Source organism: Pseudomonas sp. ICMP 3272 (genome assembly GCF_001466905.1).
GTDB lineage: Bacteria > Pseudomonadota > Gammaproteobacteria > Pseudomonadales > Pseudomonadaceae > Aquipseudomonas > Aquipseudomonas amygdali.
On record NZ_LKEK01000072.1, the window covers coordinates 13,799 to 36,501 of the forward strand.

General features: G+C 58.6%; 20 protein-coding genes and 1 pseudogene. 10 read left to right on the forward strand and 11 right to left on the reverse strand.

The window, feature by feature from the left end:
* The first annotated feature begins 11 nt into the window (after positions 1-11).
* Both AO068_RS20225 and AO068_RS20230 read left to right on the forward strand, forming a co-directional pair.
* A complete protein-coding gene (locus tag AO068_RS20225) occupies positions 12-1,178 on the forward strand; it encodes an MFS transporter (protein ID WP_005734688.1) in 1,167 nt (388 codons plus the stop codon).
* Between the two features lie 21 nt (positions 1,179-1,199).
* Positions 1,200-2,249: an alkene reductase gene (locus AO068_RS20230; RefSeq protein WP_002555001.1), complete on the forward strand. Its 1,050-nt coding sequence runs from the start codon at positions 1,200-1,202 to the stop codon at positions 2,247-2,249.
* Between the two features lie 71 nt (positions 2,250-2,320).
* Here AO068_RS20230 and AO068_RS20235 read toward each other — a convergent pair whose 3' ends face one another.
* The 4 genes from AO068_RS20235 to AO068_RS20250 form a co-directional block, all read right to left on the reverse strand.
* Positions 2,321-3,040: a hypothetical protein gene (locus AO068_RS20235; protein WP_058409283.1), complete on the reverse strand. Its 720-nt coding sequence runs from the start codon at positions 3,038-3,040 to the stop codon at positions 2,321-2,323.
* 163 nt (positions 3,041-3,203) lie between these two features.
* A complete protein-coding gene (locus AO068_RS20240) occupies positions 3,204-4,055 on the reverse strand; it encodes a hypothetical protein (RefSeq protein ID WP_058409271.1) in 852 nt (283 codons plus the stop codon).
* 84 nt (positions 4,056-4,139) lie between these two features.
* Positions 4,140-5,132, reverse strand: coding sequence for an NAD-dependent epimerase/dehydratase family protein (locus tag AO068_RS20245; RefSeq protein ID WP_004656428.1), 993 nt, complete (start codon positions 5,130-5,132; stop codon positions 4,140-4,142).
* Positions 5,133-5,206: 74 nt separating this feature from the next.
* On the reverse strand, positions 5,207-6,106 hold the full coding sequence (locus AO068_RS20250) for a LysR family transcriptional regulator ArgP (RefSeq protein ID WP_058409272.1): 900 nt from the start codon (positions 6,104-6,106) through the stop codon (positions 5,207-5,209).
* Positions 6,107-6,200: 94 nt separating this feature from the next.
* Between AO068_RS20250 and AO068_RS20255 the strand changes: the two genes are divergently transcribed.
* The 4 genes and pseudogenes from AO068_RS20255 (at position 6,201) to AO068_RS20270 (ending at position 11,556) form a co-directional block, all read left to right on the forward strand.
* Positions 6,201-6,803 (forward strand): LysE/ArgO family amino acid transporter, encoded by a 603-nt coding sequence (locus AO068_RS20255; protein ID WP_058409273.1) that lies wholly within the window; start codon positions 6,201-6,203, stop codon positions 6,801-6,803.
* 192 nt (positions 6,804-6,995) lie between these two features.
* Positions 6,996-7,577 carry a superoxide dismutase [Fe] gene (gene sodB, locus AO068_RS20260; protein WP_058400741.1) on the forward strand — a complete coding sequence of 194 codons (582 nt, stop codon included), beginning with the start codon at positions 6,996-6,998 and terminating at the stop codon, positions 7,575-7,577.
* Positions 7,578-7,966: 389 nt separating this feature from the next.
* Positions 7,967-10,028 (forward strand): annotated as a pseudogene (locus tag AO068_RS20265) (putative bifunctional diguanylate cyclase/phosphodiesterase).
* Between the two features lie 169 nt (positions 10,029-10,197).
* Positions 10,198-11,556 (forward strand): imelysin family protein, encoded by a 1,359-nt coding sequence (locus tag AO068_RS20270; protein ID WP_058409274.1) that lies wholly within the window; start codon positions 10,198-10,200, stop codon positions 11,554-11,556.
* A gap of 126 nt (positions 11,557-11,682) precedes the next feature.
* On the opposite strand, the gene AO068_RS20275 is transcribed toward AO068_RS20270, so the two are convergent.
* A complete protein-coding gene (locus AO068_RS20275) occupies positions 11,683-12,312 on the reverse strand; it encodes a pyridoxamine 5'-phosphate oxidase family protein (protein WP_058409275.1) in 630 nt (209 codons plus the stop codon).
* A 208-nt stretch (positions 12,313-12,520) separates the two neighbouring features.
* Here AO068_RS20275 and AO068_RS20280 point away from each other — a divergent pair, with 208 nt between their 5' ends.
* The 3 genes from AO068_RS20280 (at position 12,521) to AO068_RS20290 (ending at position 16,214) form a co-directional block, all read left to right on the forward strand.
* Complete coding sequence (locus AO068_RS20280) at positions 12,521-13,948, forward strand: di-heme oxidoreductase family protein (RefSeq protein ID WP_058409276.1); 1,428 nt, start codon at positions 12,521-12,523, stop codon at positions 13,946-13,948.
* 78 nt (positions 13,949-14,026) lie between these two features.
* Positions 14,027-15,091, forward strand: a complete 1,065-nt coding sequence (locus tag AO068_RS20285) for an imelysin family protein (RefSeq protein ID WP_058409277.1) — start codon at positions 14,027-14,029, stop codon at positions 15,089-15,091.
* Positions 15,092-15,107: 16 nt separating this feature from the next.
* The gene (locus AO068_RS20290; protein ID WP_058409278.1) at positions 15,108-16,214 is read left to right on the forward strand and encodes a DUF1513 domain-containing protein; all 1,107 of its coding nucleotides are present in this window, start codon (positions 15,108-15,110) and stop codon (positions 16,212-16,214) included.
* A 24-nt stretch (positions 16,215-16,238) separates the two neighbouring features.
* Here the strand turns inward: AO068_RS20290 and AO068_RS20295 are convergent, their stop codons facing one another.
* The 5 genes from AO068_RS20295 to colR form a co-directional block, all read right to left on the reverse strand.
* The gene (locus AO068_RS20295; protein ID WP_002555016.1) at positions 16,239-16,466 is read right to left on the reverse strand and encodes a hypothetical protein; all 228 of its coding nucleotides are present in this window, start codon (positions 16,464-16,466) and stop codon (positions 16,239-16,241) included.
* Positions 16,463-17,185: a lipopolysaccharide kinase InaA family protein gene (locus AO068_RS20300; protein ID WP_058409279.1), complete on the reverse strand. Its 723-nt coding sequence runs from the start codon at positions 17,183-17,185 to the stop codon at positions 16,463-16,465. The genes AO068_RS20295 and AO068_RS20300 overlap by 4 nt, the downstream gene beginning before the upstream one ends.
* Before the next feature lie 4 nt (positions 17,186-17,189).
* Positions 17,190-17,870, reverse strand: a complete 681-nt coding sequence (locus AO068_RS20305; protein ID WP_002555018.1) for a class I SAM-dependent methyltransferase — start codon at positions 17,868-17,870, stop codon at positions 17,190-17,192.
* Between the two features lie 200 nt (positions 17,871-18,070).
* The gene (locus AO068_RS20310) at positions 18,071-19,360 is read right to left on the reverse strand and encodes a sensor histidine kinase (protein ID WP_002555019.1); all 1,290 of its coding nucleotides are present in this window, start codon (positions 19,358-19,360) and stop codon (positions 18,071-18,073) included.
* Complete coding sequence (gene colR, locus AO068_RS20315) at positions 19,350-20,033, reverse strand: two-component system response regulator ColR (protein ID WP_002555020.1); 684 nt, start codon at positions 20,031-20,033, stop codon at positions 19,350-19,352. Before colR ends, AO068_RS20310 begins: the two co-directional genes overlap by 11 nt.
* A 177-nt stretch (positions 20,034-20,210) precedes the next feature.
* Between colR and AO068_RS20320 the strand changes: the two genes are divergently transcribed.
* A complete protein-coding gene (locus tag AO068_RS20320) occupies positions 20,211-20,951 on the forward strand; it encodes a phosphatase PAP2 family protein (protein WP_058409280.1) in 741 nt (246 codons plus the stop codon).
* Between the two features lie 82 nt (positions 20,952-21,033).
* On the opposite strand, the gene groL is transcribed toward AO068_RS20320, so the two are convergent.
* Positions 21,034-22,677, reverse strand: a complete 1,644-nt coding sequence (gene groL, locus AO068_RS20325; RefSeq protein ID WP_002555022.1) for a chaperonin GroEL — start codon at positions 22,675-22,677, stop codon at positions 21,034-21,036.
* Between the last annotated feature and the right edge of the window lie 26 nt (positions 22,678-22,703).

A 22,703-nucleotide genomic window follows, 5' to 3' on the forward strand; every position in this document is an offset into this window, starting at 1 on the left:
GGAGCTGCCCCGTGCCTCTTTCGCTACTTATTCTGGCCCTGAGCGCCTTTGCCATCGGCACCACCGAATTCGTCATCATGGGCCTGCTGCCCGATGTGGCGGCTGACCTTGGTGTATCCATCCCCGGCGCAGGCTGGCTGGTCACCGGCTATGCGCTGGGCGTGGCCGTCGGCGCGCCGTTCATGGCCATGGCCACGGCAAAACTGCCGCGCAAGGCTGCGCTGGTCACGTTGATGGGCATTTTCATCATCGGCAACCTGCTCTGCGCACTGGCCAGTGACTACAACGTGCTGATGTTCGCTCGCGTGGTTACAGCGCTGTGTCACGGTGCGTTCTTCGGCATCGGTTCGGTAGTTGCTGCAGGGCTGGTGCCTGCCAATCGCCGCGCTTCGGCGGTAGCGTTGATGTTCACCGGTCTGACCCTGGCCAATGTACTGGGCGTGCCTTTGGGTACTGCATTGGGTCAATACGCAGGCTGGCGCTCGACCTTCTGGGCGGTAACAGTCATCGGCGTGATTGCGCTGATCGGCCTGATCCGCTTTCTGCCGACCAACCGCAATGAAGAAAAACTCGACATGCGCGCCGAACTGGCCGCACTGAAAGGTGCCGGTATCTGGCTGTCGCTGACCATGACCGCGCTGTTTTCAGCGTCCATGTTCACCCTGTTCACCTACATTGCCCCGCTGCTCGGCGAAGTCACCGGCGTATCGCCCAAGGGCGTGACCTGGACCCTGCTGTTGATAGGCCTGGGCCTGACCGCAGGTAACGTGATTGGCGGCAAGATGGCCGACCGCCGTGTGTCATCCACGCTGATTGCCGTGTTCGTCTCGATGGCGGTGATCTCAACCGCTCTCAGCTGGACCAGCGCCGCGCTGATCCCGACTGAAATCACACTGTTCCTCTGGGCGGTCGCTGCCTTTGCCGCCGTCCCGGCTCTGCAGATCAACGTGGTGACCTTCGGCAAAGCCGCGCCCAACCTGGTTTCAACCCTGAACATCGGCGCTTTCAACGTGGGCAACGCGCTTGGTGCCTGGGTCGGTGGCAGCGTCATCGCCCACGGCCTGGGCCTGACCAGCGTACCGTTGGCCGCAGCCATGCTGGCTGTGCTCGCGCTGCTGATCACGCTGATTACTTTCCGTCAGACCGGCAACCCCGATCTGGCACCTGCTACACACTGATCAATCACGAGGATTCGACACATGACGACTATCTTTGACCCGATCACCATTGGCGATCTGCAACTGCCAAACCGCATCATCATGGCGCCACTGACGCGCTGCCGCGCCGACGAAGGCCGCGTGCCCAATGCATTGATGTCCGAGTATTACGTGCAACGTGCTTCTGCAGGCCTGATCCTGACTGAAGCAACATCGGTCACGCCGATGGGTGTTGGTTACCCGGACACACCCGGCATCTGGTCCAACGATCAAGTACGTGGCTGGAGCAACATCACCAAGGCCGTGCATACCGCTGGTGGCCGCATCGTGCTGCAACTGTGGCACGTTGGCCGCATCTCCCACCCGGCGTACCTGAACGGCGAAACTCCGGTGGCCCCTAGCGCTATCGCAGCTGAAGGCCACGTCAGCCTGATGCGCCCGATCACCCCGCTGCCGACCCCGCGCGCGCTTGAACTGGCGGAAATCGGTGACATCGTCGAGGCCTATCGCGTCGGTGCGGAAAACGCCAAGGCTGCGGGCTTCGACGGCGTGGAAGTACACGGTGCCAACGGCTACCTGCTGGAACAATTCCTGCTGACCGGCTCCAACCAGCGCACTGACGAGTACGGCGGTTCGGTAGAAAACCGTGCCCGTCTGCTGCTGGAAGTGACTGATGCGGTCATTGAGGTGTGGGGCGCTGGTCGCGTGGGCGTACACCTTTCGCCTCGCTTCGACATGCACGACATGAGCGATGCTAACCGCACTGAAACCTTCAGCTACGTGGCCAAAGAGCTTGGCAAGCGCGGTATCGCGTTCATCTGTGCCCGTGAGCGTGACGCTGAAGACAGCCTCGGCCCGCAGCTGAAGAAGGATTTCGGCGGCGTCTACATCGCCAATGAAAAATTCACCAAGGACACCGCAAATACCTGGCTGGCAGAAGGCAAGGCCGACGCTATCGCATTTGGTGTGCCCTATATCGCCAACCCGGACCTGCCTGAACGCCTGGCCAGCGATGCACCTCTGAATGAAGCGCATCCCGAAACGTTCTACGGCAAAGGGCCGGTCGGCTATATCGACTACCCACGCCTGTAACACGGCGCTGCAACAGCAAAAAACCCTGACTCGCAAGAGCCAGGGTTTTTTATCGCCCGTACTTATTGCTGTTACAGCTTAGCCTCAGGCCCGACTGTACCTAGCACATTGCCTTCGGCATCAGTGATCGTGCCGTCCGTTAACTTCCAGCGACCGTCGGGGTAGTTGACAGAGCCATCTGCCATGACCCAGGTCCCGTCCTTGTGTTGAACATCGCCGCCGGGGTGCTCGACCGAGCCGTCGGCATGCACGGTGGTGCCATCCAGGTGTTGAACAGTGCCATCCGTGTGCTTCAAGGACTGGCCATCTGCCGCCGCAACACTTCCATTCGGATAGCTGACCGTACCATCCGGGTTGAAGACACTGTTGAGCGGGTGGATCAGTTGTAAAACACCGGTGCCCGTGTTGATGATTGCCAGCAGCTTGTCCAGGCGCGAAGGTGCCTCAGGGGCCGACGGTAACTTTCGCGCAACGGGTGGTTTGATAACCGGTTTAACAGGCGGTTTTACAGGTGGCCTCACTGGCTTTTTCACCTTGATCGAGGGTTTCACAGGCGGTCTCACGGGCGGTCTCACCGGACCTGTCACCTTGACCGGAGGTTTTACAGGTGGCTTTACAGGCGGTTTGAACTTCACCGGTGGCTTGGCCCGCTGGAGTAGCAAATCCTCCGGATAACCCGGTACTTCGGCGTAAGTGGGCAACGGCGTCCTGGCAACTTCGTCTACTCCCTGGCCTGAGTCTTCAGCCGGGATGTAATTTTCGGTCGTTTCTTGCGGGGCATCGGCGTACATCTCATTGATTCCATTCATTATTGAAACTCCATTTATTTAACAGTCAGGCAAGCGTAAGCCTTCCCTCCATTGGCAAGCACATATCTATTTAACGAGTACAAAAAAATGTCAGGAAATTTGCCAGCGGCTATCTGCTATGGACAGCCGCCGGCAAGTCTCGCCTTCAACGACGCGCGTTGAGCTGTTGCGACAGATTCTGGATCTGGCTGGTGAGGGTATTGATATTGCGGGTGACCTGAGCACGAAACGCGTCGAACTCGGCAGTATTGGCCTCTGCTGAAGGGGCCGGGCGGTTTTCCTGCTCGCTTTTCATGACCATCAGGTCCTGTTCCAGGCGCTCGACAGCAGCCGACGGGTTGCCCTGTTTCTTCAGTGTCGCAACATCGGCTGCCACGCTTTTGATCTGCGCATCCAGCTTGCCCTGATCGGCCTGTGCGGTTTTCAGATCGGGCAGCGCGGCTTTCAGCGTGGTCAGCTCAGCGACGACGCTTTTGAGCTGCTCCTGCAACTGCGCGCTTTCACTGTGCTGCTGGGCGGTTTGCGCGGCCATCTGCTCCAGGCGCTTGTCGAGACTGCCCTGCTGGCCTTCAACGCCCTCGCGCTGTTTGTCCTGATCTTCCAGTTGCGCTTCCAGCAGCTTGATGCGCTGCTTGAGCGCCTCGCCATCGCTGGACAGCGCCTCGGTCGCAACGACTTTGCCGGAAATATCCTGCAGGCGTCCCGCCGCTTCTTCGCTGATGCGCGCAAAGCTCTCCTGAGTGGCGACCAATTGCTGCTCCATGAGAGAAACCTGCTGAAAGCTCCACCAGCCCAGACCACAAAAGGCAATGAACAGCGCGCCGACCAACGCCCATAACGGTCCTGTGCTCGGCCCCTTTACCTTGACCACCGGTGTGGTACGCGAATAGACCGTGGTGCGTTCGCGTGCACCATTGCCCGGCGCGAAGTCGTCATCATCGTCCTTGGCGCTCAGGCTGGGAACGTCATCGACGTCATCGTATGGATCGTTGCGCATGAATAACCCTTCAGGAAGCTGTTAAACCAAAGTCGGGCAGTATAACAACAGCGCGTAACCAATCTCACTGTGCCACTACCGCATTCAGATTGCGTGCTGTGCCTGCCACCAGCCACAGAATTCATCCAGCGCTGTCCACAGGCTGACCTGAGGCTGATAATCCAGATAATGCCTGGCGCGGCTGATATCAAGCGTAAAATCCCTGTTCATGACCTGCATGCCCATTCTTGACAGGGTAGGTTCAGGTCGGCCCGGCCACAGCAGGCAGGCACCTTCATTGATCGCCGCGGCACTGTAGGCCAGCCCGTATGAACGATAACGGGTGACTTGAGGCAGATGCATCTGGCGCATCACATAATTGATCGCATCCCACAGCGGGACCGGCGTGCCGTTGCTGATGTTGTAGGCCTTGCCCAGCGCCGAGCCGGTTGCCAGCAAGCTGCTCAGCATGGCTTCGTTGAGGTTGTGCATGCTGGTGAAATCCACCACATTCAAACCGTTGCCGACAATCGACAGACGCTTCTTGCGCTGCATGTGCAGCAAACGCGGGAAAATACTGTTGTCGCCTGCGCCGGTGACAAAGCGCGGCCGCAGGGCGATCACCTCCAGGCCGAACTCTTCGGCACCGAAGACCTTTTGCTCGGCCAGGTATTTGGTCGCCGCATAGTGGTTATGGAAGCGCTTGGGCACCTGCTCTTCCTTGATGCCACGGTGCGACTTGCCATCAAAGTAGATGGAGGGCGACGAAAGATGAACCAGCCTTCGCACCCTTTGTTTCAGGCAGCCTTCGACGATATTTTCGGTGAGCTGCACGTTGCCCTGCATGAAATCCTGGCGCCGTCCCCACAGGCCGACCGAGCCTGCGCAGTGCACCACCGCTTCCACGTCATCGCACAGCGCCCGCACCAGATAAGGGTCAGCGAGGTCGCCCTGGATGAACTCTGCGCCACGCCTGACCAGGTGCTCGACACCTTCGGCACGACGGCCATTGATCCGCACGCTCATGCCCTGCTCAAGGGCAAAACGCGCAAAGCGTCCGCCGATGAAGCCGCTCGCGCCGGTGACCAGAATCTTCATTTACCGCTCCGTTAACGCATCTGCAGGAAAGGGAAAACCCTGCCTGCATGGATTACACATGATCATGTTGACGATCATTCCTCGCTCAGCGGCACCAGCCAATCGGCCGAATGTTGCGCAAGATGTTCGGTAAGCCGGGTCAAGAGCTGCCCGCCATTGCGCCAATGGTGCCAGTAAAGCGGCACATCGATGCAGCGCTCCGGCAGCAATTCAAGCAGAGTGCCGCTGCGCAATTGGTCGCGCACCTGCAACTCGGGCGCAAGGCCCCAGCCCATTCCGGCCTCGATCATACGTATGAAACCTTCGGAGGACGGGCACAAATGATGCTCGAAGCCGTCCTGAACACCAAGAAGTGCCAGATAACGATGCTGCAAAAGGTCGTCCGGCCCGTACACCAGCGCTGCCGATCTGGCCAGGTTTTCCGGGCTCACACCGTGCGGAAAATGGCGGGCGATGAATGCCGGACTGGCCAGCGCCCGATAGCGCATGGCCCCCAGCAACAGGCTGCGCGCCCCGGCCACCGGACGCTCGCTGCCACACAGGCAGGCCGCGACCTCGCCGGCACGCATGCGCTTGAGGCCTACGTCCTGATCTTCAACGACCAGATCCAGCAACAGCCGGTGTTGCGTGCAAAACGCCCCGATCGCCGGTGCCCACCAGGTCGCCAGACTGTCGGCATTCAAGGCGATTCGCAGACGCTCGGGCATGCCCTCTTCATCCAGCGCCGGCACCTGACTTTGCAAGTCGCGCTCCAGCAGCCGGACCTGCTGCACGTGATTGAGCAGGCGCCGTCCGATGTCGGTCGGGCTCGGTGGCGTCGCCCGCACCAGCACTGGCAGACCAATGCGTGCCTCCAGCAATTTGATGCGCTGCGAAACCGCAGATTGAGACAGCCCCAGCACCTGAGCGGCCCGCTCGAAACCGGCTTGCTCGATCACAGCCGCCAATGCAGATAACAATTTGTAGTCGAACATCAGTTTTCCTAATGAGCGATGAACATTATTTGTTTTCCTTATAGCGCTCAACGCATAAGAATCGCCATCTGAATCTGCTCAATGGAACGTCTTTATGTGGCAAAGCTACCTTAATGGCCTGCTGATCGCGGCAGGCCTGATCATGGCTATCGGTACTCAGAACGCTTTTGTGCTCGCTCAGGGCCTGCGCCGTGAACATCACGTACCCGTCGCGCTATTGTGCATTGTCTGCGACGCCATTCTGGTAGCGGCAGGCGTCTTCGGACTGGCCAATGTGCTCGCACAAAACCCGACATTGCTGGCGGTAGCGCGCTGGGGCGGTGTGATATTCCTGAGCTGGTATGGCCTGCAGGCATTGCGCCGCGCCTGCTCGCGGCAAAGCCTTGAACACAACGCAGCCGTTGGCAAAAGATCATTGCGCACGGTGTTGCTCAGTGCGCTGGCCGTTACCTTGCTGAACCCGCATGTGTATCTGGACACCGTGCTGCTGATTGGCTCGCTCGGAGCGCAACAGGACGTGCCGGGGGCTTACGTGGCCGGCGCTGCCAGCGCCTCGCTGCTGTGGTTCTCAAGCCTGGCACTTGGCGCGGCATGGCTCGCGCCCTGGCTCGCCCGCCCCGCCACATGGCGCATGCTGGACGTGATGATCGCCGTGATGATGTTCAGCGTGGCCTTTCAGTTGATCCGCTCAGCCTGACCGGTTTCATGAGCGCCAGGTCAAACGCGTTGGAACCTCTATCCCACACAGTTGTTGCGTGGTTAAGCCGCAGACCCGGTGCTATGATCCGGGGTCTGCGCCGCAAAAGAGTAAAACTCCCGGTGCATGCTGTATCTGGCCGCCCGTGATCGGCCGTGCGATTACCGCAATTGACCTGAAAGGAGATAAACCATGGCTTTTGAATTGCCGCCACTGCCCTACGCCAAAGACGCTCTGGTGCCGCACATTTCTGCGGAGACTCTGGAATATCACCACGACAAGCACCACAACACCTACGTCGTGAACCTGAACAACCTGGTGCCAGGCACCGAGTTCGAAGGCAAGACCCTGGAAGAAATCATCAAGACCTCTTCGGGCGGTATCTTCAACAACGCCGCTCAGGTCTGGAACCACACGTTCTACTGGAACTGCCTGGCCCCTAAAGCTGGCGGCGAACCTACCGGCGCGCTGGCCGAAGCAATCAACAAGGCGTTCGGTTCCTTCGACAAGTTCAAGGAAGAGTTCAGCAAAACCTCCATCGGCACTTTCGGCTCCGGCTGGGGCTGGCTGGTTAAGAAGGCTGACGGCTCTCTGGCTCTGGCCAGCACCATCGGTGCCGGCAATCCGCTGACCAGCGGCGACAAGCCATTGCTGACCTGCGACGTCTGGGAACACGCCTACTACATCGACTATCGCAATCTGCGTCCGAAATACGTAGAAGCGTTCTGGAACCTGGTGAACTGGGACTTCGTGGCCGAGCAATTCGCAGCCTGAGTCCAGCGTCATCGAAAAAACCCGGCCTCGCGCCGGGTTTTTTATGCTCCAGGTTTACACCTGTAGTCTTTCCGGATTCGTGTTCAATAAACGGCGTCAGACTTCGACCTGCCAGTCAGGTGAACAGCAAATGTTTTTTCGCCTGCCGCTGTTACTTTGTGTATTGTCAGAAAACGCTAGCTGACTCGCATCACGACGTAATTCTTTACAGTGTTCTGCTCAAGTTACCCACCTGGCCACCCGACACACTCAGGTGGCTTGGGCCAGTAGGTGCAAGGAACGCGAAGATCAGCCAGACGCACCGTTTCTGACCACGTCACGACGGGCGGATCTGGCTTTTCGAGGGTCATGGGGCGATATGTCCTCCGACACGAACTAAGGAACGGCCATTGAAGCTGGAACTCAAGAATAGCCTGTCGGTAAAGTTGCTGCGCGTCGTACTGCTTTCGGCGCTGCTGGTAGGCGTCATACTCAGCTGTGCGCAAATCGTTTTCGACGCCTACAAGACGCGTCAGGCCGTGGCCAGCGATGCTGAACGAATTCTCGGAATGTTCCGCGATCCCTCCACGCAGGCCGTTTACAGCCTGGACCGCGAAATGGGCATGCAGGTCATCGAGGGTCTGTTCCAGGACGACTCGGTACGCATGGCGTCGATAGGCCATCCCAACGAAAGCCTGCTGGCAGAAAAAGACCGCCCGCTGAAAAACTCTCCAACCCGCTGGCTGACAGACCTTATCCTCGGCCAGGAACGCAGCTTCACCACCCAACTGGTCGGTCGCAGCCCCTACAGCGAGTATTACGGCGACCTGCGTATCACGCTGGACACCGCCAATTATGGCGAAAGCTTTCTGGTCAATGCCGCAATCATCTTCATCGCGGGTGTATTGCGTGCATTGGCAATGGGGCTGGTGTTGTACCTGGTCTATCACTGGTTGCTGACCAAGCCACTGTCGAAAATCATCGAACATCTGATCGCGATCAACCCTGACCGTCCCAGCGAACACCAGTTGCCATTGCTCAAGGGCCACGAGAAAAACGAACTGGGGATTTGGGTCAATACCGCCAACCAACTGCTGGCCTCCATCGAGCGCCACACTTATCTGCGCCACGAGGCGGAGAACAATCTGCAGCGCATGGCGCAATACGATTTCCTGACCGGCCTGCCCAACCGACTTCAGTTGCAGACCGGGCTGGACAGAATTCTCGAAGATGCGGGGCGTCAGCAGCACAGGGTCGCGATTCTCTGCGTGGGTCTGGATGACTTCAAGGGTATCAACGAACAGTTCAGCTATCAGGCAGGCGATCAACTGTTACTCGCGCTGGCTGACCGGCTGCGCGCCCACAGCGGACGACTTGGCGCTCTGGCGCGATTGGGCGGCGATCAGTTTGCACTGGTGCAGGCCAAAATAGAGCAACCTTACGAGGCAGCAGAGCTGGCGCAGAATATTCTGGATGAGCTGGAGGCCCCGTTTATAGTCGGTGAACAGCAGATCCGGTTACGAGCGACCATTGGCATCACGCTGTTTCCCGAGGACGGCGACAACACCGAGAAACTCCTGCAAAAAGCTGAACAGACCATGACGCTGGCCAAAGCCCGCTCGCGTAACCGGTATCAGTTCTACATCGCCAGCGTCGACAGCGAAATGCGCCGCCGTCGTGAACTCGAAAAAGATCTGCGCGACGCCTTGCCGGGCAATCAGTTATACCTGGTCTATCAACCACAGATCAGCTATCGCGATCACCGCATCGTTGGCGTAGAAGCCTTGATCCGCTGGCAACATCCAGAGCATGGTCTGGTGCCGCCGGATGTATTCATCCCGCTGGCCGAGCAGAACGGCACCATCATCGCCATCGGCGAATGGGTGCTTGATCAGGCCTGCCGCCAGTTACGCGAATGGCTTGATCAGGGCTTCACCGACTTGCGCATGGCGGTCAACCTGTCGACCGTGCAACTGCACCACGCGGAACTGCCGCGTGTGGTCAACAACCTCTTGCAGATCTACCGCCTGCCACCGCGCAGCCTGGAACTGGAAGTGACCGAAACCGGCCTGATGGAAGATATCAATACCGCCGCCCAGCACCTGCTGAGCCTGCGACGCTCCGGCGCCTTGATCGCCATTGATGATTTCGGTACCGGTTACTCGTCGCTGAGTTATCTGAAAAGCCTGCCGCTGGACAAGATCAAGATCGACCGGAGCTTCGTTCAGGACCTGATTGACGACGACGATGATGCCACCATCGTGCGGGCCATTATCCAGCTGGGTAAAAGCCTTGGCATGCAGGTCATCGCCGAGGGTGTGGAGACGCTCGAGCAGGAAGCCTATATCGTCACCCAGGGCTGTCACGAGGGCCAGGGCTACCTGTACAGCAAGCCGCTGCCCGGTCGGGAACTGCTGGCCTACCTGAAACAGTCGAGAGAGCGGAACGCCGCCAGCCTCTGAACGGCCCTGAACGGTACGGCTCTTTCGAGCCATCTTGAAACCGACTGTTACAACCTGCTGAATGCCTGAACACGACCGCAAAGGCGTTTTGCCTTTACATCGAATGCAAATCTTTCGCATCATGTCGCAGATTTTCTGGGCGCACCCCGCCATCAACTTTCTCGACGCAGGATTCCGTCATGATTCGTATGCCTCTGGCAACCGCTAGTCTGTTGGCCATCGCTATCTCTCTCGCCGGTTGTGGCGAAGGCAAGGACAAGGCTGCCGCCCCGGCACCCGCGCCAGCTGCTGCTCCGGCGACTCCCGCGGCGACGCCTGCTGCCCCTGCTCCGGCTGCAGCCGCCCAGACTGACGAAGCGGCGGCCAAGGCTGTGGTCGCGAATTACGCCAATATGGTTTCTGCGGTGTTCGACGACGCCGAGGCTGGTGCGAAAAAACTGAGCAGCGCCGTCGACGCATTCCTGGCCAAACCCAACGATGAAACCTTGAAAGCCGCACGGGATGCATGGGTAGCTGCGCGTGTGCCTTACATGCAGAGCGAAGTCTTCCGCTTCGGCAACACCATCATCGACGACTGGGAAGGACAGGTTAACGCCTGGCCCCTGGACGAAGGCCTGATCGACTATGTCGCCAAGGATTACCAGCACGCGCTGGGCAACCCGGGCGCGACTGCCAATATCATCGCCAACACCGAAATTCAGGTGGGTGAAGACAAGGTCGACGTGAAGGAAATCACCTCCGAAAAACTCGCCAGCCTGAACGAGCTGGGCGGTTCCGAAGCGAACGTTGCTACCGGCTACCACGCCATTGAATTTCTGCTGTGGGGCCAGGACCTGAACGGCACCGGCCCTGGTGCCGGCGCACGTCCGGCCAGCGATTACCTGGAAGGCGCTGGCGCAACCGGCGGCCACAACGACCGCCGCCGCGCCTACCTCAAGGCCGTTACCGATCTGCTGGTCAGCGATCTGGAAGAAATGTCCGGCAACTGGAAGGCCGGCGTTGCCGACAACTACCGTGCCACGCTGGAAGCTGAATCCGGCGAAAGCGGTCTGCGCAAAATGCTCTTCGGCATGGGCAGCCTGTCGCTGGGTGAACTGGCGGGCGAACGCATGAAAGTCGCACTGGAAGCCAACTCCAGCGAAGACGAACACGACTGCTTCAGCGACAACACGCACAACTCGCACTTCTACAACGGCAAGGGTATTCGTAACGTTTACCTGGGCGAATACACGCGCACCGATGGCAGCAAAGTCAGCGGCCCGAGCCTTTCGTCTCTGGTTGCCAAGGTAGACCCGGCCACTGACGCCACCTTGCGCGCCGATCTGGACGACACCCAGGCCAAGCTGCAGGTCATCGTTGATCACGCCAACAAGGGTGAGCACTTCGACCAGTTGATCGCTGCCGGCAACACGGCAGGCAATCAAGTGGTACGTGACGCCATCGCTGCGCTGGTCAAACAGACGGGGGCTATCGAACAGGCCGCTGGCAAGCTCGGCATCACTGACCTGAACCCGGACAACGCTGATCACGAGTTCTGACAGGTACTGTTTGCGGTAACAACCAATGCCGGTCAGTTCGCTGACCGGCATTTTTTATGCCTGACCGATATGCGTTGCTTTCAACTGCTGAGCGCCCCGACCATTACAGAAACGAGTTCCCGAGCTTCAATACAACGTATCCGCAATGCGTCCCGGCAAAGCCTTGTCATAGGCATCACCATCGATCTGCTCGGCCGAAACCGCTTTTAGTATTTGCCCGGCAGTCGGCAGCGCGCTGCGTTCGATGTGCCGGGTTGCATCCCATAAACCGGACCTGATGGTTGCCCTGCTGCATTGGAAGTACACGCTGGTCACGGAGATGCGCAGCACTGACCTGGGCAGTTGGCCGTTCACCTCGAAACGCGACAACAGTTCGGGCTGAACCGATATCTGCGCTGTTCCGTTGACCCGTAAGGTCTCGCCCAGGCCAGGGATGAGGAACAGCAACGCGACACGTGGGTCGCTGATGATATTGCGCAAGGTGTCGATGCGGTTGTTGCCGCGCCGGTCAGGCAGATAAAGCGTCTTGCTGTCCTGGATATGCACGAAGCCCGCCTGATCACCACGCGGGGACGCATCAAGGCCGTCGGGCCCGGCAGAGGCCAGCACAACAAAGGGTGCCGACTCGATGAAGGGCCGGTAAACCGCGTGAATATGGTCGACTTCCTTGGTCATGGAAGGAGGAGCAATCGGGCCATAGAGCGCTTCCAGTGCTTCGGTGGTGGTCACGAACGCGCTGTTTTCCGGGTTATCCATCTATGTGGTCTCTGCTGGGTGTTTTATCTGCGTGTGTGCTGTCAACTTCGACATGTGCAGCATAGGCAAAAATGCCGGGAGCAGACCAGCCTCAGAGATTCGTAACAACGCATTACGTCAGAGCAGGCAAACGATAATCCCTCTTATTCAAACTGCACGAGGCTGCTAAGCTTGCACGCCCCGATTTTCGCCTCGTTGCAGGATGTGTATGAGTACGCGGCTCCGTCTATCCCTTGCCTTGCTTACGACTCTGGCCGTGAGTGCATGCGATGACGCCCCGCGTTTCACTCATGCCGAGCCGGGAGAAGCCTTGTCCGGTGGCAGTGCGACGGTCAGGAAGAGCGATCAGAATGCCTTTTCCATGCCCTCGGCCAACTTGTCGCCCGTGCGGCGCCTGGACTTCAGTGTCGGTAACAGTTTTTTCCGCAGTCCATGGGTGATTGCGCCATCGACCACCACAGCTCGTGACGGGCTCGGGCCGTTGTTCAACACCAACGCCTGCCAGAACTGCCACATCAAGGACGGTCGCGGTCATCCACCCGAAGCTGGCGACAGCAATGCCGTGTCGATGCTGGTCAGGCTGTCGATTCCTGACGACCCGGGCTACGCCGATCTTGTGCAGCGTAATGGCGTGCTGCCTGAACCGATTTACGGTGGGCAGTTGCAGGACATGTCGAACCCCGGCGTGGCCCCCGAGGGCAAGGTGCGGGTCGAGTACGATGCGCTGACGGTCAAGTTTCGCGATGGCACCTCCGTCGACCTGCGCCAGCCGACTCTCAGAATCACCCAGCTGGGCTACGGACCGATGCACCCCGATACCCACATCTCGGCGCGCATAGCCCCGCCGATGATCGGCCTGGGATTGCTTGAGGCCATTGCCGATGAAGCAATCCTTGCCAATGCCGACCCCGATGACAAGAACGCCGATGGCATCTCGGGACGCCCCAACTGGGTCTGGGACGATGCACAGCAAAAGGTCGTCATGGGCCGATTCGGCTGGAAAGCCGGGCAACCCAACCTCAACCAGCAGAACGTGCACGCCTTTTCCGGCGACATGGGGCTGACCACCAGCCTGCGCCGCTTTGATGACTGCACGCCAGCCCAGACCGATTGCCTGGCAGCGCCCAACGGCAATGGCCCGAACGGCGAGCCGGAGGTCAGCGACAACATCCTGCGTCTGGTGGAGTTCTACACACGCAACCTCGCGGTTCCGGCACGCCGCAAGGTCGATGACCTGCAAGTGCTGGCGGGCAAGAATCTGTTTTTTGAGGCGGGCTGTCAGCAATGCCACACGCCCTCATTCAAGACCCGTAGCGACGCTGCCGAGCCTGAGCTGGCCAATCAGGAGATTCGCCCGTACAGCGATTTGCTGCTGCACGACATGGGCGAAGGGCTGGCCGATAACCGTACCGAGTTCCAGGCCACCGGCCGCGAGTGGCGCACGCCACCGCTGTGGGGGCTGGGCCTGACCGGCACCGTGAGCGGGCACACCCAACTGTTGCACGATGGTCGCGCCCGCAATGTACTTGAGGCGATACTGTGGCATGGCGGCGAAGCCCAGGCAGCGCAGCGGCAGGTTCTGGCATTTGACGCGCAACAACGTGAAGCGCTGTTGGCGTTTCTGAATTCGTTATGATTGCTCCCATTCCAGAATCGTCTCGTTCAACATGATTTTTTCAAAATCATCTTTCGAAAATAAATAAAGGAGCCGGACATGTTCCGACCCAAGTTGTTGCTGACCAGCCTTGCGGCGCTTGCATTGGGTGCCTGCTCGCCATCCGACCCTCAGGCGGTCACGTCCGCAGCCATTGCCAAACAGGTAATCCTGCCGACCTACAGCCGCTGGGTCGATGCTGATCGTCAGTTGGCAACCAGCGCACTGGCGTTCTGTCAGGGCAAGACTGATCTGGCCACAGCCCGCGCCGACTTTCTCAAAGCGCAGAAGGCCTGGGCCGAACTGCAACCGCTGTTGATCGGCCCACTGGCCGAGGGCAACCGCGCCTGGCAAATACAGTTCTGGCCAGACAAGAAGAACCTGGTTGGCCGGCAGGTCGAGCAGCTGGTGACGGCACAGCCGCAGATCACTGCTCAGGAGCTGTCCAAGGCCAGCGTCGTGGTGCAAGGTTTGTCCGCTTACGAATACATTCTGTTCGACGCGGAAATCGACATGGCCAATAGCGAGCAGAAAGCGCGCTACTGCCCGCTGCTGATGGCAATCGGCGAGCGTCAAAAGCAGCTTGCCGAGGAAATCCTCACCAGCTGGAACAGCACCGATGGCATGCTTGCGCAACTGAGCAAATTCCCCAACCAGCGCTACGCGGATTCTCATGAAGCCATCGCCGAACTGCTGCGGGTTCAGGTCACGGCCCTCGACAGCCTGAAGAAGAAACTGGGCACGCCACTGGGTCGCCAGAGCAAGGGCCAGCCACAACCCTTCCAGGCAGATGCATGGCGCAGCAAATCGTCGCTCAGCAGCCTGGAAGCCAGCCTGATCAGCGCCGAAACGGTGTGGACCGGTGTCGACAACAAGGGCCTGCGCAGCTTGCTGCCCGCCGAGCAGAAACCGCTGGCTGACAAAATCGATGCGGCCTACGCTACCAGCCGCAAATTACTGTCGGAACTCAAGCCGCCGCTCGCCGACCTGCTGGCCACCGAAGCAGGACGTCAGCAGCTCAATGCGTTCTACGACAGCCTCAATGCGGTACACCGCCTGCATGAAGGCGAGCTGGCCAAGGCTCTGGGCATTCAGTTGGGCTTCAACGCCAACGACGGCGATTGATCAAGAGGTACACGTGATGTTGCGACGTCAGGCCATGGCCCTCGGCAGTCTCTTGCTCAGCGCTTTCACGCTGGGCGGCTGGACGCTGTTCAGGCAAAAAGACGCACACCCTCTGCTGCTCTCCGCTCGTGACGATGGCGACGGCAAACACTACGCGGTGGGTTTCCGGCTTGACGGAACGCAGGTATTTGCCACCCAGGTGGGCCAGCGCTGCCACGACATCATCAATCATCCCGACCTGCCACTTGCGGTGTTCATCGCACGTCGTCCAGGTACTGAAAGCTATCTGATCGATTTGCGCGATGGCCGCTTGCTGCAAACCATCGCTTCGCAGCCGAACCGACACTTCTATGGTCATGCGGTGATTCACCGCGACGGCGAATGGCTATATGCGACGGAAAACGACACCCTTGACCCAGGCCGAGGGCTACTGGGCGTCTATCGATTCGTTGATCAGCGACTGGTGCACTCGGCTGAAATTCCTACGCATGGTATCGGTCCGCATCAGGTTTCGTGGATGCCGGATGGCGAAACGCTGGTGGTCGCGAACGGCGGCATTCGCACCGAAGCGGAAAGCCGGGTAGAGATGAACCTGAATGCCATGCAGCCTAGTCTGGTGATCATGCAGCGTGACGGTACATTGCTGAGCAAGGAGACACTTTCCCAGCAGATGAACAGCGTGCGTCACATGGGCATCGCCAGCGACGGCACCATCGTGGCAGGCCAGCAGTTCATGGGCGACAGCCACGAAGTAGCCGAGTTGTTGGCGATCAAACGGCCGGGGCAGCCATTTCAGGCGTTTCCGGTGGCAGAAGAACAACTTCGGGCGATGGCTCATTACACCGCAAGCGTAGCAGTGCACAGTGATCTGCGCCTGGTGGCCCTTACGGCACCGCGTGGCAACCGGTTCTTCATCTGGGATCTGGACAGCGGCGCATTGAAGCTGGATGCACCGCTACCGGACTGCGCAGGCGTGGGTGCGGTAGCTGATGGGTTTGTCGTGACCTCGGGCCAAGGGCGTTGCCGCTTTTATGATTGTCGCAAAGCGCAACTGCTGGCCAAGCCGTTGGACCTGCCCGCAGGGCTGTGGGACAACCATCTTCATCTGGCCCAGGTGGGATAGTCAGCAGTCAGGCAGCAAAGCGCCTCAGTTCCTGACCCCGGCCCCTTGCGCCAGGCTGTACATGAACAGCAACAGGTCATGGTCGGGCTGCACGCTCACCAGACTCTTGGCCACACGCGGCAACGGGCAATATCCCTCGCCGTGCTGTGTCGTGAGTATCTGGGTAGACGGTTGTTCAAGCGCTGCCACTGCGACGGTGGCAATTGCCAATGCACCGAAGATAAACAGACCTCTTGCCATTTCTAGCTTCATGACTCTAAACCTTTGATAGAGCTGCCAAACGCTGCCTGATAAAAGTAGATCAACTTTTGCCAGTCTGCAGCGCTGAATGACGAATGGCGTCGTAGCTGTTTCATATCATGCTGGGCCGCCCCTTGGGCTGTCAGGCGACGACGGCCTTTTTCGAGGTCCAGCAAGGCAACCTCGACTTTGGCATCCGGCCCCTCACCGGTCACACGTACAAATATGTGTTTGATATACAGGCAGCTGTGCTGCCAGCGGCCAAGGTGCATACGGGCCAGGGTAGCCGCCACTTCCTTGAGCACGAGCTCATAAAACAGCTCGCCATGCCGCTCGCGCCCTCCGCCAGCCTCCCACTTTTCTATCTCTTCGAAACCTTCCAGCGCCACCGTGACCAGCAATGCCCGCCAGGCATTGTCCTCACCACGCTCGGCACCGCAAAACACGACTTCCGGCACAACTACGCCAAGCTTGCGCAGACCCTCAAGCGCTTCGCGCTCACGCAATACAGTCGGTCGCCCCAAGGGGTGCAGCAAACTGCGGTATATATGCCCTGTCTGACGCTTGGCATAAAGCGTTTGCCCGTTGTCCATCGTGAGCCGCTGTACACCACTCTCTCCACCTCGACGGGCATTGGGTTCTTCAACCCATTCGCCGTGCTGACTCCAGAAATGGTTGAACTCATCCTGCACCGAGTTCACAACTGGCTCTTTCAAGGACTGCAAACCCATCTGTTTACCTTTTACGTAAGACATAGACACGCCACATGGCGTACATCGGCAGAAAATCCATTCGGTTCTGGATACGAAATCCTGCCTGTTCAAATTCGGATTCTGCGGTAGCAACCGGTAACACAAAACGATTCTGGTAACTTTCCTGCCCGTTTTTCTGCAGGCGCTGTTTCTCAAGGCGTGCACGCTTCCATGCTTTGAAATTGCCATCGACCCACAATGAGACAATCACACTGTCACGGGTTACGCGCTGGAACTCACGCAATAGAGCCATCCGGTCGCTTGACTGGCCGACATGGTGCAGCAGGCGCATGCAGAAGATGCTGTCTACTGCGTTATCAGGCAGGTCGATGTCAAAGGCAGATGTCTGCAAAGGTTGTACCCTTTTTACAACTTCTGCCGGCTGTGATGCACAAGCGGTACTGAGCATGTCTGCGGAGTTGTCAGCACCGATGATCGAGCGGTTCGGTTTCTCGGCCAACAATGGCCAGAAACGCCCTGCACCGCAAGGCAGGTCCAGCACCAGGCCCGGGTCACCCGCCAAGTGAAGCGCCTTTCTCGCCAGTTGTTCATCGCGATGATGCGACAACTTGCGCCACAGACCGTCCTGATGCTTTTCAAGGTACTGACGAGCATGCGACTTGTCGTACTTGCGGGAAAACTCGAGTTCTATACGGTCGCTCATGGGAGCCGCTCCTGACGTTGATGCGGGCCAAACTAAAGGCACCGCTGTCACTGTCAGGTCATCTGAATGTGAAAATATTGTTACCTTTGTACTTCAGATGTTTCGAGATTTTACAGAGAGTTAAACGCCATGTGTGACTTATCGACGAAGTGCGGTCGATTTACCGCCACACACTGAGGTGGGTTTGCTCAAAATGAACGTCAGGTTTTGTTCAGGTTCAGTGTTACTTCGAACCGGCAACCGTGCGGCTCCATGGGCGTGAGATCGACGCTCCATCCCTGGTTGGCACAGATGCGCTGCACCAGTGACAAACCAAGGCCCAGGCCTTCCCCGCGCTGCTCATTGCCACGCACAAATGGCTCGAACATGGCCTCGCGTTTTTCCTCTGGAATACCGACGCCACTGTCTTCCACGGTAAAACTTTCGGCGTGCAGGGTCAGCGCAATGAATCCGTAATCGGTGTAGTGCAGCGCGTTGCGCAGCAAATTGCCCATCACGGCATGGAGGAAGGTCGCGTTGTAACGAATTTCGGACAGCTGGTCATCGGCAGGTGGCGTGTAGGTCAGTTGCAGCCCCTTGCCTTCTATTGGATCACGCCATTGAGAGATCAACTGTTCGGCCACCCCGACCAGCGTGGCCTTGGGCGTCATAGCCGGGTCTTCACGCTGGGTGCGGGCGAGCATCAGGAACGTTTGCACCAGATCACGCATCTCTTCGCAGGCGCGGCCAATACGCTCGACCTGACGACGCCCTCGCAGGTCGAGCGCAGGGTTTTCCAGCAGCAGCTCGCAGGAGCTGGCCAGCACCATCAGCGGGGTGCGCAGCTCATGACTCACGTCACTGGTGAACATGCGTTCACGAATCAACGCTTGCCTCAGACGCCCCAGCGTTGCATCGAACGCCACCGCCAGCTCGCCGACCTCATCAGCTGCGTAGTCAGGCGCCAGTGGTGGTGCCAGCCCCAGCAACTGGTCACGGTGACGAACCTGCCTGGCCAAACGCACTACCGGCGCCATCACCCGGCGGGCCAACACCCAGCCGAGAAATACCGCCAGCGCCAACGCCAGAACAAAACCGACCAGCACGACCGCGAACAGGACCCGCTCACGCTCTTCAAAATCGCTCTGATCCTGAAGCAGAGCGTAATGCCGACCGTCCACCACCTCGATCATGGCGTGGTACGACAGTGGCCCACGGAAGACCTCATGAAAACCGGGTTCAAGGTGCCGAAGGTCTTTGGGCAGATCGAAATCGCCCGGACCGTTGCTGAAGTAGAACAACTGATCGGGCTTGGGCCGGTGGCTCCAGTCACTGACACTGTCCATCAGCATCAGGCGATTAAGGTCGCCGCCGAGGCCGGCAGAAATCAGCTTTTCTTCGACCAGATGTACCGTGGAGATGATACCGATGGCGAAAGACCCGGCGACCAGTGCGCTCATCAATGCAAAGGCAATGATGATACGTTGGGCAAGACTCTGTTTAAACTCCATCCCGGCCCTCGGCCAAGCGATAGCCCACACCGTGCACGGTCTGCAACAGCGGTTTGCCGAACGGTTTGTCGATCACCTGACGCAACTGGTGCACATGGCTGCGCAGGCTGTCGCTGTCTGGGCAGTCGTCGCCCCACAGTGCCTCTTCCAGAATCTCGCGGCGCAGTACATGCGGACTTTTCTGCATCAGGACGGCGAGCAGCTTGAGCCCGACCGGGTTGAGCTTGAGCATCCGTCCTTCACGCGTCACCTCAAGGGTATCGAGGTCATAGACCAGATCGGCCACCTGCAACGTCCGTCGCCCGCCGCCCTGGGCACGGCGCAACACCGCTTCGATGCGCGCGGCCAGTTCGGACAGGGCAAACGGCTTGAGCAGGTAGTCATCAGCGCCAGAGCGGAAGCCTTGCAGACGGTCGTCCAGTTGATCGCGTGCGGTCAGCATGATGACCGGGGTATCACGACGGGCATCTTCGCGCAGACGCTTGCACAGCGTGTAGCCGTCGATGCCCGGTAGCATGATGTCGAGGACAATCAGGTCATAATGCTCGGTGGCTGCCAGGTGCAGTCCTGAGAGGCCATCCTGAGCGCAGTCGACGGTATAGCCTTTCATGCCCAGGTAATCGGCCATGTTCGCCAGGATGTCGCGGTTGTCTTCAACCAGAAGAATTCGCATAACGCACTCTCATATGCAGTTTGGGCTGGCGCAGCTTAAGACGAAGTGAGCGTCAGGGCCAGCGCCGATATGGTATGACGATTTTTTCACCTATGATTTACAAAGCACATGACACACTTTGAGACAAACCGTCGCACACAATGAACGCGGCATGCCTTTCACCGATCTGGATTCGATATGTCGAAAACCGTCGCCCCACCCTACTCTCGCCCAATCAATCCGTGGATTTATCTGGGTATCCCCGCTGTTGTAGCGCTGACCCTCGTACTCCTTGAGCTGACTTCGCTGGACATGGACATCGCCAGGCTTGCCTTCGATCCCGTCAGTGGGCAATTCATTGGCAGGCACAGCTATTTTCTGGAAGACGTCCTTCACGACCGCGCCAAACAACTGGTGATGGTTTTCGGCGTACTGGCCATGATCGGCTTTGCTGCGTCGTTCAAGGTAGAACGCCTGATCCCCTGGCGCAGAGAACTGGGTTGTCTGGTGCTGTCCATGGCGCTTTCAACCGCCTTTGTTACCCCGGTGAAAGTGGTGACTTCAGTGCAATGCCCCTGGAGCCTGAAAGAATTCGGTGGGCAGGAAACCTACAGCGAACTGTTGAGCCCACGCCCTGCGACCGATAAACCGGGACGCTGCTGGCCGGGCGGGCATGCGGCGACCGGCTTTACCCTGTTCGCGCTGTTCTTCGCTTTTCGCGACCGTCGTCCACGGATGGCGAAAATGGGCCTGGCTCTGGCGTTCGGCCTTGGATCGGTGTTCTCTGTCGGGCGGATGCTGCAAGGTGCGCACTTCTTTTCCCATAACATCTGGACCGCAGTGTTCTGCTGGCTGATCTGTCTGGGGGTTTACTACTTTGTGCTTTACAAGCCTGAACCGAAGGGCCTCGATAACAGTAAAGTACAACCGACGCACTGATTGATCCGGAACAGCAAGACCATAAAAAACCCCGCACAAGGCGGGGTTCTTTATGGGTGTAGCTTTTCGGGGTAAAGCCGGCTTACATCATGCCGCCCATACCACCCATGCCGCCCATGTCCGGCATGCCGCCGCCTGCTGGCTTGTCTTCAGGCACGTCAGCGATCATCGCTTCAGTGGTGATCATCAAGCTGGCAATGGAGGACGCCGCCTGCAGAGCAGAGCGAGTCACTTTGGCCGGGTCAAGGATACCCATTTCGATCATGTCGCCGTATTCGCCGGAAGCAGCGTTGTAACCGAAGTTACCCGAACCCTGCTTGACCTTGTCGACAACAACGCTTGGCTCGTCACCGGAGTTGGCAACGATCTGGCGCAGCGGCGCTTCAACTGCACGACGCAGCAGAGCGATACCGACGTCCTGATCAGCGTTGTCGCCTTTCAGACCTTCGATAGCCTGCAGGGAGCGAACCAGTGCCACGCCACCGCCAGGTACCACGCCTTCTTCGACGGCTGCGCGGGTTGCGTGCAGGGCGTCTTCAACGCGGGCTTTCTTCTCTTTCATTTCAACTTCGGAACCGGCACCGACCTTGATCACTGCAACGCCGCCAGACAGCTTGGCCAGACGCTCTTGCAGTTTTTCCTTGTCGTAGTCCGAGCTGGTGTCGCCGATTTGCTGACGGATCTGGGAGATGCGCGAGTCGATATCGGTTTTGACGCCAGCACCATCGATGATGGTGGTGTTTTCTTTGTTCAGGATGACGCGCTTGGCATTACCCAGGTGTTCCAGGGTAGTGGTTTCCAGGCTCAGGCCGATCTCTTCGGAGATAACGGTACCGCCGGTCAGAACAGCGATGTCCTGCAGCATGGCCTTGCGACGATCGCCGAAACCTGGAGCCTTGACGGCTGCAACTTTCACGATACCGCGCATGTTGTTGACAACCAGAGTTGCCAGCGCTTCGCCTTCAACGTCTTCAGCGACGATCAGCAGAGGACGGCCAGCCTTGGCGACTGCTTCCAGAACCGGCAGCATTTCGCGAATGTTGGAGATCTTCTTGTCGACCAGCAACAGCAGCGGGCTGTCCAGCTCGGCAACCATGGTGTCTGGCTTGTTGATGAAGTATGGAGACAGGTAACCGCGGTCAAACTGCATGCCTTCTACAACAGACAGCTCATTTTCCAGGCCCGAACCTTCTTCAACGGTGATAACGCCGTCTTTGGTCACTTTTTCCATGGCTTCGGCAATGATGTCGCCGATGGAGTGATCAGAGTTGGCCGAAATGGTGCCGACCTGAGCAATTGCCTTGGTGTCGGTGCAAGGCTTGGACAGCTTCTTCAGCTCTGCAACGATGGCGATGGTCGCCTTGTCGATGCCGCGCTTGAGGTCCATCGGGTTCATGCCGGCAGCGACAGCCTTCAGGCCTTCGTTGACGATGGCCTGAGCCAGAACGGTAGCGGTGGTAGTACCGTCACCGGCGTCATCGTTGGCACGGGAGGCAACGTCTTTGACCAGCTGCGCGCCCATGTTTTCGAAACGGTCTTTAAGCTCGATTTCCTTGGCAACCGACACACCGTCTTTGGTGATCAGCGGAGCGCCAAAGCTTTTCTCGATGATAACGTTACGGCCTTTAGGGCCCAGGGTCGCTTTAACTGCGTCAGCCAGGACGTTTACACCGGCGAGCATTTTTTTGCGGCCAGAATCGCCGAATTTAACTTCTTTAGCAGCCATGATCATTATTCCTTGAATACTTTGTA